Origin of the sequence: Acinetobacter sp. UBA1496, from assembly GCF_002324975.1 — a bacterium.
Lineage (GTDB): Bacteria > Pseudomonadota > Gammaproteobacteria > Pseudomonadales > Moraxellaceae > Acinetobacter > Acinetobacter variabilis.
The window spans coordinates 1-13,446 of record NZ_DCRI01000100.1 but is presented as its reverse complement, the minus strand read 5'-3'; the positions used below and the strand labels follow the sequence as shown (position 1 = coordinate 13,446).

Annotated in this window: 9 protein-coding genes and 1 pseudogene; all 10 read left to right on the top strand. The window is 38.2% G+C overall.

The window, feature by feature from the left end; all coding sequences use genetic code 11:
- The gene (locus B3143_RS12660; RefSeq protein ID WP_004785894.1) at nucleotides 1-504 is read left to right on the top strand and encodes an Hcp family type VI secretion system effector; all 504 of its coding nucleotides are present in this window, start codon (nucleotides 1-3) and stop codon (nucleotides 502-504) included.
- Between the two features lie 75 nt (nucleotides 505-579).
- Nucleotides 580-1,059 carry a type VI secretion system baseplate subunit TssE gene (gene tssE / locus B3143_RS12655; protein WP_104426149.1) on the top strand — a complete coding sequence of 160 codons (480 nt, stop codon included), beginning with the start codon at nucleotides 580-582 and terminating at the stop codon, nucleotides 1,057-1,059.
- An 11-nt stretch (nucleotides 1,060-1,070) separates the two neighbouring features.
- Complete coding sequence (gene tssF / locus B3143_RS12650; protein WP_004785889.1) at nucleotides 1,071-2,879, top strand: type VI secretion system baseplate subunit TssF; 1,809 nt, start codon at nucleotides 1,071-1,073, stop codon at nucleotides 2,877-2,879.
- Nucleotides 2,843-3,838 (top strand): type VI secretion system baseplate subunit TssG, encoded by a 996-nt coding sequence (gene tssG, locus B3143_RS12645; protein ID WP_004785887.1) that lies wholly within the window; start codon nucleotides 2,843-2,845, stop codon nucleotides 3,836-3,838. Before tssF ends, tssG begins: the two co-directional genes overlap by 37 nt.
- Nucleotides 3,835-5,298: a hypothetical protein gene (locus B3143_RS12640; protein WP_004785886.1), complete on the top strand. Its 1,464-nt coding sequence runs from the start codon at nucleotides 3,835-3,837 to the stop codon at nucleotides 5,296-5,298. Before tssG ends, B3143_RS12640 begins: the two co-directional genes overlap by 4 nt.
- 33 nt (nucleotides 5,299-5,331) lie before the next feature.
- Nucleotides 5,332-9,171, top strand: coding sequence for a type VI secretion system membrane subunit TssM (gene tssM, locus B3143_RS12635; protein WP_004785884.1), 3,840 nt, complete (start codon nucleotides 5,332-5,334; stop codon nucleotides 9,169-9,171).
- A 42-nt stretch (nucleotides 9,172-9,213) separates the two neighbouring features.
- A complete protein-coding gene (gene tagF / locus B3143_RS12630) occupies nucleotides 9,214-10,173 on the top strand; it encodes a type VI secretion system-associated protein TagF (protein WP_004785883.1) in 960 nt (319 codons plus the stop codon).
- Nucleotide 10,174: 1 nt separating this feature from the next.
- Nucleotides 10,175-10,942, top strand: coding sequence for an OmpA family protein (locus B3143_RS12625; RefSeq protein ID WP_004785881.1), 768 nt, complete (start codon nucleotides 10,175-10,177; stop codon nucleotides 10,940-10,942).
- A gap of 450 nt (nucleotides 10,943-11,392) precedes the next feature.
- Entirely contained in the window at nucleotides 11,393-12,631 is a 1,239-nt protein-coding gene (urtA, locus tag B3143_RS12620) for an urea ABC transporter substrate-binding protein (protein ID WP_376745101.1), read from the top strand.
- A 94-nt stretch (nucleotides 12,632-12,725) separates the two neighbouring features.
- Nucleotides 12,726-13,446: pseudogene (locus B3143_RS12615) on the top strand (urea ABC transporter permease subunit UrtB); the annotation flags it as partial.

The window sequence follows — 13,446 nt, the reverse complement described above, 5'->3', positions numbered from 1 at the left end:
ATGAAAGACATTTACGTCCAATTTCGTGGCAAATATAAAGTCGATGGCGAATCACGCGATTCTGAACATAAAAGCTGGTTAGAAGTAAATTCATGGGCACACCATATCCGTCAGCCTAAATCCGCGACCTCTTCAAGTGTGGGCGGCCATACTGCAGAACGAGTTGAGCATTCTGATATGGTCTTTGTAAAGGATCTGGATGCAACGAGTCCAAAGCTTTGGGAGGCTTGCTCTGCAGGGTATACCTTTGATGAAGTACAAATTGATTTTTATCGTGCCAACGGTGACAAACGTATCAAGTATTTGCAGATCAAACTCAAGCATGTCTTGGTTTCTCAAGTGACACCAAATGTGAATCAGGAAGGCGTTCCAACTGAAACATTTGGTTTGAAATATGCTGCAGTTGAGTGGACTTATAATCAGCAGGATATTAACGGTTCGCAAAAAGGTGCAGTTACCAAGAAATGGTCATTATCAAATAATACTGCTTCTTACGCAGCTTAATTTACATAGCCTGGATAAAGGCTGATATCCCTAGCCTTTATCTTTCTCTTTTAGAAAATATCTAATGAAAAGAATATGAATCTGGATCAACTTTATCCTTATGGATTTAGAAGTACGTTATTCGAACGTTTATTACCTGTAGATGATCAATACAATGGACAAGGTTTGTCTATACAAGAATTAAGACAATCCATTGCCCATGATCTCGAAGATCTTTTAAATAATCGGATGACTCGCCTGAACCAAACGGAAGAGCATTATCCTGGGATAAAAAATTCAATTCTGCAATTTGGAATTATTGATTTTGTTGGCTTGTCGACTGCGAATCCTACAGATCGTGACAAAATTTGCCGTTCAATTGAGCAGTCTATCAGTGCACATGAACCGCGTTTAAAACAGGTAAAAGTAGAGATGCTCATTAATGAAAACAACATGGGTAGCCTGTATTTAAGTATTTCAGCCTACTTAAATATTTCACCTTTATATGAGGCGGTGATGTTTGATGCATTACTTAAACCAACAACACAGCAATACGTTATCTTGGCTCGGAAATAAGCAGGCTGCATGTGATTGAAGATTTACTACCATATTATGAAAAGCAGTTACAGGAGTTTAGCCAGCAATCACGAGAGTTTGCTACTAAATATCCTAAAATTGCGCAACGCTTATCTTTAAATCAAGAACATATTGATGATCCACATATTGAACGGCTGATACAGGCATTTTCGCTGATTTCCGCACGTATTGATAAAAAGCTGAATGACAGTTATGAAATCTTTACACGCTCAATTTTTGAGGTGATGTTTCCACAATATCTAAAAACTTTTCCTGCCTGTTCACTCGTCAGCTTCGAAGATAGCAATAAGACAAAGAACTTAAAAGAAGACTATATAATTCCGAAAAATACAGTCTTAAAGGCGCGCAGTATTCGTGGTGTCCAGTGTGAATACCGTACCGTGAATGATGTCACTTTATTACCAATCCAGTTGAAAGAAGTGAGCTTTAAAACGCATCCTTCTGCCTATATTCATTTGAATCGTAATGCCACACTTATTATAAAATTTGAAATATTTAATCAGCAACTTGAACTATTAGCCCGACAAAAATTGTCTTTATATCTGGATGCGATTTCTAATTTTCCCTTACAGGTTCTCGATACGATTTTTAAGTCTGACACCCATTTTTCTTTAAAATATCAGAATCACGAAGTTGATATTGCTCGTCCATTTGAAGTGATGGGTTTTACTGAGGAGGAAAGTATTCTTCCGATTGATCAACATACACATCAAGCTTATCGTCTGTTGACTGAATATTTCTGTTTTCCAGAAAAATTTAATTTTTTAAATCTCAATTTAAATTTTTTAAAATCTGTGATGGAAGATATTACAGATTTCGAATTGCAGATTCATTTTAAGGTAGACCTGAATGATCAAGCGGTCATCCGAAATTATGCAGAGTTAAATAGTGCAAACTTCAAGCTGTTTAGCACACCAATCGTCAATTTGTTTGAAAAACAGGCTGAACCTCAAAAAATTGATCATCAACAACTCGAATATCCTTTAATCAGTGATGCTCATCATCCTGAATATTTTCAGGTTTACGGCATTACTGAGATGAATCTCTTAAGAGAAAAGAGTGACAAGAATCAACTGATTTATAAAGTATTGCCATTTTTTGCCATGAGTCATTCTCATCAGGAGAACCAACAGTTTTTCTATCAGCTTTTACCAGCAGCGAATAAAAATAACAGTATTGATTTTAAATACTCGATTATTTCCAAGAATTTAAAACCGGGAACGACGACTTCTGATTTTATTAGTGTACGTTTACTATGTACTAATAGGGATTTGCCTTATCAAAGTTATCATCAGGATCAAAACAGTTTATCTCTCAATGAAAATCATCTGGTACGGAAAGGTAAATTATTAAAACGGCCGAACTTACCTTATCGTTTTCAGCAAAAACAGCTAGAACAATGGCGAATCATTTCTCATCTGTCTTTGAATAATTTGTCTCTGATGAAAGGGGATTCAGTTAGTCATATGAAAGAGCTGTTTGAGCTTTATAACTTACCACAAACGAAAGAAAATCAGCACATTATTAATTCAATTCAGGCGATTGAGTTTTCCTTGGGACAAAAGCTGATTGATCATCATCCATTTCCACTGTTTGTTCGAGGGGTTAAAGTCGAGATCCAGCTAGATACCCAAGTTTTTCGGGGTACAAGTATTTATATTTTTGCCCAGATTCTAAATCATATTTTTAATTTAAAAGTTCAGATGAATAGTTATGTGGAGATGACTGTGCTGGACTCAGAATCAAAACAGGAGTTATACCAATGCGTGCAGAACGTTGGTGGCAAGAGACTTCTGTAATTGATCAGCTCTATCAGCGACCGACTGCATTTGAACTGGTTCAGGCAACGCGGTTACTACGACATGATCCTCAGCAGCAAAATCAACAAAAATGGAATAATACTTTTTATTTCTTAAGTTCATTGAATCTGAATTTTCCAGTATCTGAAATTGAATCACTTCAGCTAGACAATGAAAGGGTACAAATCACTAATCTGATGCTGGGGCTGACGGGGATTCAGGGGGTATTACCTTATACCTACACCCATAAAGTCAGACATGCAGTACGCCAACAGCGTGAACAAAGTCTGTATTTTTTAGGGCTGTTTAATAACAAACTCACTGTGCAATATATAGATGCCTGCCTGAACTACAACTTGCCTGTGCGGTATGAAATTGAACAGGATAATCACTACTTAAAAATTTTACATGCCTTAAATGGTTATGTGGAAGAGCAACAAGACCAACAGTACATAGATGATTATTTTGCTGAATTTGCAGGTTTAATGCAGGGACAAAATAATAGTGAATATGCTTTGAAAACCATTCTGTCCTGTATTTTTCAATTTGATTTTGAAATCAAGCAGCTGATGCCAGAGCAATTCCATTTAGATGATCAGCAGAAAAGTTCTTTGAGTGAAGCTCAACCAGTTGCACTCGGCATAAATAGTTTTTGTGGTGAAAATATTACTCAAATAGATGAAAGAATCGAAATTATGATTGGTCCTTTACGCCGAAAGGATTATCTAAATTTCTTAGCCCAAGGGACATACAGCCTTAAATTACAAAAAATGATCAACACTTGGTGCAGTCCGACTATGCAAGTCGATATTCGACTGATTCTGGATAAACAAGATCTTTTATCTATAGAGCTTGGTAAAGACAGTTCAATGACATTGGGTCAAGGGGCCTTCATCATGCCTAAACAGGCTGAACATAATAATGAAACGTGTTATTGCTTAAAGGGGAGCATGGCATGATCAAATTTATCATTTCTGCTTTTCTGGTCCTTACTATTTTAATTGGCACTTTAGTGATCTATTACTGGCGAGATAGCAACTACGATCCATCCCAAATGGATCTGATCTGGTCTTTTATCTTGTTACCAATTTCACTTTGTCTACTAATTCTAAGCCCTTATTTTATTTATAAAACTATTCAATATTTCCGCAACAAAAAACTGCAGCAACAAAAAGATCAGGAATTATCTATTTTAATACAGCAAAAAGAAAAACAAGCTGCGAATTTAGCTAAGCAAACAGCCCAGCATTACACTTTGAACATTTTATCTAGTGCTGCTTGGCATTGTTTTGGAGAAAATGAAGAAATCATACAGTTTATGCAACAGTTTAGAAGCCCTGAACTGGATTTCCAACTGAGCAATAATTATGGCCTGCCACTTTTATCTTATCGTATTACAGCACTCGATCAGTGGCTGGAAAAAACTCAAAATGATGATGAAGATCAATCTTTAATTTTGACTACACGTGAACGACGAATACAGCAGTTAATTTGGCAGCAACTGCAACAGCATGAACATAGCTTGCAAGGGATTTCCCAGCAATTAAAACGTTCTGCACTTTTTTATGAGAGTGAGTTTACCTACCAATACCGTATACATCCCGGATGGAATCCAGAAAATCTTCATGAAAATTTCAATGAGAAAGAGGATATTTCTCATAAAGAGATAGAAACTGTAGTACGTTTAAATCGTCTCAATGTTTATATCTTATTAGCAGAAAATCTGATTCACACTTGGGATGATCAGGCTTTTCAAACTCAACTTTTACAGCAGTTAGAAGATAATTACTCATTCTTGGCAGATCATTTGCATATTGAATTCTATTATTTCAGCCAACCAAAGGCTTATGCTTCTTATATTGAACTTTTACAAGAGATTGCTCAGCAGCCTGGACAAGCAAACCTGATTATTATGGTGGATTCTGAAATCGATCAGGACTGGCTGGATGAACAACTTTGGCAAAATGAGCAATATATTGCTTCAGAATATGCTGCCAGTTGGTGCTTAACTGCTGAACAGGTCGTTCTTGAGGTAGTTCCTGTATTACAAAAAATAAGAATAAGTACTCAGATCAAAGAGTTAAAAAATTATTTAACTGAGCAGCAGTTAGATTTAGCTGGTCAGATCGAAAAAGAACAGGCCTTTGTATTGCTCTTAGATGAAACAAAAAAATCCAAAAACCTTCATCAATTACAGCAAACTTTTATTCCGATTGGAGTTCATCCAGAATTTTTTATTTATATCCAATCTTTTATAGGAAATACGCAATGTTTAGGACATATTTTTGGGATGATGTTAGTGACACAGATGCGGGACAATATTATTACGATAACCTATAGCCTGGAACAAGAAAACACATATATTTATTGTGAAAATAAAGATTTAGAAAAATTTGAAGCAACAGCTTTAGTCGCATAAATAACTAAAAATATATAATAATTAGAGATTATAGTGAATACATTAATTTATACGATCCTAGGTTATGTCTGGCAATATGTCACTCATCCTAAAGTGATCATGGCCCTATCTTTCTTAGTTGTTCTGATTTCAATGAAGAATACGGTATCTGATCGGATCTTCTGGAGTCTGGCAGCTATTTATATTGCTGTTCTGGTTGGCTGGGGAATTTATGAGCTGATTCAACGCTATCGCCATGGCAAAAAGGGTAAGGCGCTAGCTGAGGCCATGTCCAAAAATGCTGAAGCAGAAAATAAATATAAAAATAAGGAAGAACTGCAACTGATTAATCAGCAAATGAAGCAGTCAATCCAACTTCTCCGAAAATCTAAATTGGGGGATCGTAAAGGCAATGCAGCCCTTTATGAATTGCCTTGGTATATGGTCATTGGCAATCCGGCGGCAGGAAAAAGTTCAGCGATTTATCATTCTGGATTAAATTTCCCGTTTGAAGAAACCCATCGTAAAACGGTGTCTGCTGGTTTAAGTGGTACACGAAACTGTGACTGGTTTTTCTCTACAGACGGTGTTTTACTGGATACAGCCGGACGTTATTCAGTATATAGCGAAGATCATTCCGAATGGCTGGGTTTTCTCAATATTCTAAAAAAGAGTCGTTCTAAAGCACCAATTAATGGGCTAATTGTCATTGTCAGCATTGCTGAGCTGGTGAGCCAGAGCCCGGACAAATCAATTCAACTGGCAAAAAAATTGCGTGCCCGGATTCAGGACTTGACTGAACGTTTAGAAGTTGTAACACCCGTATATCTGATCTTTTCTAAAATGGATCTGATTGCCGGCTTTACTGAATTTTTTGATTGTTATAGCGAGCATGAGTTCAATAAGACCTGGGGTGCTACCTTAGCCTACGATCCTCAGTCCAGTGAGAATGCGGTTCAGCTCTTTGAGAAGCATTATAATATTTTATATGACGGTCTAAAAAATGTCAGTCATACCCATTTGTCTCGTCGTCATTCTCAATATATTTCACCAAGTGTGATGACTTTTCCGCTTGAGTTTAAAAGTTTAAAACCGGTATTAAGAACCTTTATTTCAGCCCTATTTCAGGAAAATCCTTACCAGTTTAAACCAGTATTTCGTGGCTTTTACTTTACTAGTGCCCTGCAGGAAGGAACCATTGAAAGCCCAAAAACCGAACAGATTGCTGAAGATTTTCACTTGATTCGAAGTGAAGATGCTGAATTTGGTCTACCTACACGATCGATATCTCAAGATCATGGATATTTTCTAAAAAACCTGTTTTCAGAAGTGATTTTAAAAGATAAAAATCTGGTTAAACAACAGATTAACCCGCTGCGTAAACGTCAGCGTTTTATCGGGTTTATAGGCACTCTGCTGACAGTTGCGATTGTACTCAGTTTATGGATCTGGTCATATCGTAATAACCAGCAACTAATGAGCGAAATCCAGAATGATTTAAATAAAGTTGTACAGCTGCAACAGCAATCTGGTCATGAACTCTCGACCCAACTGGATGCTTTATTGATTTTGCAAGAACATTTACAACAATTGGATCAATATGAACAGCAGCTTCCATTCAAATACAGTTTTGGACTCTATCAAGGTGATCAAATTCGAGAACAGCTCGAAACTGAATATTTAAAAGGGATAGAGTTGCTGGTACTGCAACCCACACAACAAAATATTGCCCAATACTTACAACAGCTCAAATTAAATGAAGCTCATCTGAAAGCCAATTATATCAATGTACCTGTACAGCAAACTGTTCAAGTGCAACAAGTGATATCAGAACCATCTGAGCAGAATCCGCAAGATGCTTATAATGCCTTGAAAACTTACTTGATGCTGAGTAATCGGCAGTATATCGAGGCGGGACATCTGAGCGATCAGGTCACCCGTTTCTGGCGTTCCTGGTTGGACACCCATCGTGGTGAGATGCCTCGTGCCGAGATGATTCAGAAAGCTGAACAGCTATTAAGTTATGCCATGACCTTAACCAATCGCCAGCATTTTCCTCAATTAAATTCTAATGCAGTGTTGGTCGAGCAAAGCCGTCAGATTTTAACCGCGATTACAACAGGCGTTTCGGCACGAGATCGCGTCTATAACGAGATAAAAATGCGTGCTTCTGTGCGTTACCCCACTTTGACATTGAAACAGATCCTAAAACAAGATACTCAATCCACGATGTTAGGTGGTTATGCCATACCGGGTTTTTTTAGCTATCAAGCCTGGAACGAGTATGTACAACCTGCGATTGAAAAGGCGGCACAAAATCCGACCGAGAGTAAAGACTGGGTACTGAATGTCTCAAAATCTGATGATCTCAGTTTTAGTGGCAGTCCGGAACAAATCCGTAAACAGCTCACAGAGATGTATAAAAAAGAATATATTGCCGAATGGCGTAAGTTCCTGAATGGTATTCATTATGCTAAAGCAGCAGACATGAACCAGCAAATCCGCCAAATGGATATTCTGGGAGAAACAGAACATTCTCCAATCCGAATCTTATTGCAACGTGTTGCCAAAGAAACCAGTTGGGATAATCCAATGGTTCAAGCGGAATTAGCGACGCCACAAAAAGGTTTCATGGCCTGGTTTAAACGAAAAATTTTAAGACATGATGAGAAAAATCTGGCACAAAATGCAGATGCTCATTTGTCTCAAGGCATAATTGCCCAAGATTTTCAGATGCTATACCAAATTGTCCGCCAGCGAGATGACCTGCAAAATAAATCATTACTAGATGAATATCTTGAGTTACTGGGCAAGATGCGTAGTCAGTTTAATGACCTGAAAAGTTCTGGTGATATTGGTCCAGCAAGTATGGCTATACTACGACAAACGATTCATGAGCAGAATTCTACCTTTAATTTAAGCCAGAAATTTGTCACTGAAAAAATGTCGGCAGGAAGCCAGGAACTCGATCAGCAAATCCTGCAAAAGATTTTAGTCGCACCACTGACACAGGCCTTTTCGAGTCTGATTCCACCAGCACAGGCTGAAATCAATAAGTTATGGCAGATTTACGCTTATCAGCCATTTAACAATAGTCTTGCACATAAATACCCATTTAGCAGCCAAGCCAGCCTGCAAGCAACGACGGCCGAGATTAACCAGATTTTTGCTGAAAATGGCAGTATTGCCCGCTTTGTAAAAGAATATCTGGATCCTTTAGTAATTCGTCGTGGCTATCAGCTGACTTCTAAAACCTGGCAGGATTTAGGTGTCGGTTTGAATCCTGCTTTTGTGTCAAATTTTCAAAATTATGTTGCACCTGTACATGGGGTCGCTACAGGTGAATTAAACCAAAGTTCGAATAGAGCAATCTCTTCAAATCAGTCAAATTTCCAGTTCTATCCTTTGGAAAATCCGAATGTATTGTCCTATAGCATTGAGATTGATGGACAGCGTATGCATTTTGAAAACGGCATTCAACAATGGGTGAATTTTATCTGGCCAAATCCCGGAACAATTCCAGGTGCACGGATTAGCGTAGTCGATCTTGAAGGGAAGACCCATACCATTTTTGATGAGCCAGGTGAATATGGGATTAATCGATTAATTGATTCAGCGCAGCGGCAGCAAAAAGAGAATATTTTTGAAATGGTTTGGCAGAGCAAAGCGCAGCCGAACCTAGCAGTAAAAGTTAATTTCCGTCTGGTCAGTGGAGATACTTCCAGTTCGATTGCAGGAGGTGCGGGGTATCACAATTTACAGCTGGTTGATCAGGTCATGTCAAACAAGGCGGTTCGAGTGGTTGCTGCACAGTCGGCAACTAACAATGGTCAGTTAACGTCATCTTTAACGATGGCGACTAGCCAGCAACAGTTAGAGGCAACTGCACCATGATGTGGATCAATTTATGGGAGCAGAATTTTGAGGTGAGTGGCGATGTATAAACTATCGACCCAGCCTTTTTATTATGGAAAATGCCCAGCTCATGGTGACTTCTTAAAATCCCAAGGCCAGCATGGGCTGATTCAATCTATAGACCGTTGGATCAGTAAAGCGCTTGAATATGCGATGCAGTCTAACAATTTCAAGCAGTATTATATCAAATTGCCATCTTTAGATTTTTTCCTAGTCAATCTTCAGGTAGGTCAGTTTTTGGTGGCAAACCTGATCAGCAGTGAAGATTATTCAGGCCGTCATTTTCCAATGGTTTTAGGACAAGTTATTGAAACGGATCAGTCTCATGAAAACTTGATGTATTTAACTTACCGGTTTAAACCGACGCTGATCGAGCTTTATCAGCGTAATCGGGTGATACGCTCGATTCAAAGTCCGGATATTTTATTGGATAAATTAAGTAAATTAACAGATCAAAGTTCGGTATATAGTGCTGAAGATGTTCAGCATTTTTATGATATGCAGACATTGAATTCGCTGGCTAGGCTCATGGGGGGTACAGTATATGAACTGGTACAAACACTGATTGCACTCGGATTATTACTGCAACCCATTATTCAGCAGGGTACAGACCGGTTAAATAAAATTCTGATTTTACCTATTCATAATGTGCCCTATTGCTATGAAATCGCTGCATTTTGGATCAATCTGATTAGCCTGTTTATACAGAAACAGTCTAGTCATTTATTTATTGGATTGTTGCATGCAGATCAACCGGTTTTATTATGTGGCTTCCAAGGTACTGATAGTATAGCTTTGGGCGATATTTTTAATCAAAATATGCAGAGTCAGCATTGGGTGTCCTTGGTGCACGCGGCTTGGATTGATCCTTATCTAGAACAAAATGCAGGACTAGCAGTGTTAGAACAAATACTGAATCAACAACGGATGAGCCTGACTAATATTATTCAAATTTTTAAACAAACATTTATTGAAGAATAAGATGAAAAAAAAGAACTATATTGACCCAATAAAAATACTAATAAGTGTCTTAGGGCTAAGTACAAGCTTTATGATTTTTGCTCAACCGATTGTGATTGAAGGGGTAGTGCCAAATGAGAAAATAAAGACTGAGATTTTGGCTAAAGCTTATAGCATTTATGGACAGCAAAATGTGGTGGATCAGATTCAGGTTCGCCAGGTTACAACACCGAGTGACTGGATAAATACAGTAACGAAAGTGATTAATGATGATCTTAAAAAGGTGAAACAGGGCAATTTAACGGTAAAAGGAACAGAGATTAAGCTGACAGGAAAATTGCCCAACTCTGAAGATTTACAAACAACTCAAGTTAAATTTCAAAGTTTGATACCAGTAAATTTTCGCTTAAATACCCAGTTTTCACTGAATCAGGCAGAACAGCAGATTATTGATGCTGTATTAAAAAATCGTATTATTGAATTTGAATCTGGTAGTGCAATTTTAGCGGCATCAGGGGTGCAGATTTTAGATGAAATGGCAGTTGTATTGAAACGTGTGCGTGGAAAAAAGGTCAAGATTTTAGGGCATACAGACAGTTCTGGAGATGCTGATAAAAATATCATCTTGAGTCAGCAACGTGCAGATGCGGTTAAAACTTATCTAATTCATAAGAATATTCCGGCTGAATCTTTAAGCACTGAAGGCCTTGGTTCGAATAAACCAGTTGCTGATAACACAACTTCCGAAGGGCGTAAAAAAAATCGCAGAATTGAGTTTGAGGTGCTTTAATAAGAAGAGTGAGTAGTCAAAAAATTTAAAAATATGAACGGATTTTTAGAATAAGCCAAAAAGTTATGCTTAAAAAAGAAACAATATGGAGTTTTAAAATTTAGAAATGAACTCAAGGTTAGAAAACGCATCATAAATAAGCATTATTGAAATTTAAGTTTGAAAAGCCTGCACTTTTTTGAGGTTTTATAGTCTAATTAATTGATTTTCAGCCTCAGACTTTATTTTCTATTTTAGGGCAACATGTATTTATTGGTGCAAAATTTAATCTCTATTTTTATTCGAAGTAGATAATCATAATGAAATTCAGTGGTTTAAAATTATAAATTAAAAGTGGCACAGTATTTGAATAGCTTCTCTCAAATTTTCTAAAAAAGCCTAACTAGGGTTGGAGAGAAGTAAATGAAAGTCGAACAAAAAAAGTTTTCTAAAAATTTAATTGTTGCTGCGATGTTGGGGACACTGACTTTAACAGGTTGTTCGAAGTCGCCTGAAGATAAAACGGCCGCTACCTCTGAGCCGAAAGCAGCTGCAACTAGTGGGGAAACGATTAAAGTTGGTATTTTGCATTCTTTATCTGGCACGATGGCCATTTCTGAAACTTCATTAAAAGATACAGCAATGATGGCGATTAATGAAATCAATGCCAATGGGGGTGTCTTAGGTAAAAAGCTTGAACCGGTTATCGTTGATCCAGCATCTGACTGGCCACTATTTGCTGAAAAAGCACGTCAGCTCATCACTCAGGATAAAGTTGCTGTTATCTTTGGTTGCTGGACTTCAGTATCGCGTAAATCGGTATTGCCAGTGGTTGAAGAGTTAAACGGCTTATTATTCTATCCAGTCCAGTACGAAGGACAGGAACAGTCTAAAAATATTTTCTATACCGGTGCTGCGCCTAACCAGCAAGCGATTCCGGCTGTTGAATATCTGATGAGTGAAGAAGGCGGTAAAGCAGAACGCTTTGTCTTACTAGGTACCGATTATGTTTACCCACGTACCACCAACAAAATTCTCCGTGCTTTCCTGAAATCTAAAGGCGTCGCTGATGCTGACATCATGGAAGAGTACACACCATTTGGTCATAGTAATTATCAAACCATTGTCGGTAACGTGAAAAAATTTGCTGCAGGCAAAAAGACTGCGGTGATCTCAACCATCAACGGCGATTCAAACGTACCGTTCTATCGTGAATTGGGTAATCAGGGCATTAAAGCTTCTGATATTCCGGTGATGGCATTCTCTGTAGGTGAAGAAGAGCTTCGTGGTATTGATACCAAGCCATTGGTCGGTCATTTAGCGGCATGGAACTACTTCATGTCCGTGAAAAATCCTAAAAATACCGAATTCAGCGGTAAGATGAAACAGTATGCAGTGGAATACAAACTGCCTAATGCAGATAAGTTTGTAACCAATGACCCGATGGAAGCGACTTATGTCGGTATCAATATGTGGAAACAGGCGGTAGAAAAAGCCGGTTCTACTGAGGTAGATAAAGTTCGTGAAGCAATGGCAGGTCAGACCTTTGATGCACCATCTGGTTATCAGTTACAAATGGATGCTAACAACCATCATTTACATAAACCGGTGATGATTGGTCAGATTCGTGGCGATGGTCAGTTTGATGTGGTTTATAAGACACCGAAAACCATTGCTGCTGAGCCATGGAGCCCATACATTCCTAAATAATTTTCTCCGAAGCCTGCTGCTTCGGCAGTAGGCCTTTCTTGTTTTTCATTTCCCGGACGGGATAGCGTTAAATATATAAATAGGGAGGGCACTCATGTCCACTCGCCTAAATCTCGCGGCCATTTTTTTAATTTTGAGTCAGTGTTTATGTCTCAATATGGTGCATGCGGAAACTCAATCTAGCGAAACAACCGTATCACAATCATCTCAACAGTCACTTGATGCCATTCAGCAGTTTGTTCGTGGGGACTTTGCCACTCGTCGTGCTTTATTAAATCAGTGGCCAGCCAGTGTTGAACAACTTGATCAGCTGGCAGAATTTGTTGAAAAAGATCAGCTTTATACTGACAGTGCAGGCAATACTTATATTCTGGAAGCAGAAGACAAATTGGTCAGCTATCCGGATAAAAAAGCCGTTGAAACCTGGCCATCTGATGTAACGCAAATTACGTTGGTAAATACCTTACATAAAGCACTGACCTTCGGTTTAGCAAAAAAGAAATTAAATTCAGACGAAGCCTCTCAGCGACTTGAGGCGATTGATATTCTGGAAAGTAACTTGTCTGAACTTGATGCTCAAGCTATCAATCAGATGTATTTAAATGAAAAAAATAATACGGTTAAATCACGTTTTGCCCAGTTAAAAGCACGTCTGGATTATCAGTCTGAAGATGTGCTGACCAAAATAGAAGCGGCAGAAGTTTTAAAAGACTCCAATAGACCAGACGTTCTTGCACTGGTTGAAAATGAACTGGCTCAGCCAAATCTGCATCCCGATTTAAAAGCAGCGCTGGTCGATGCCAGAAGCAGTATCA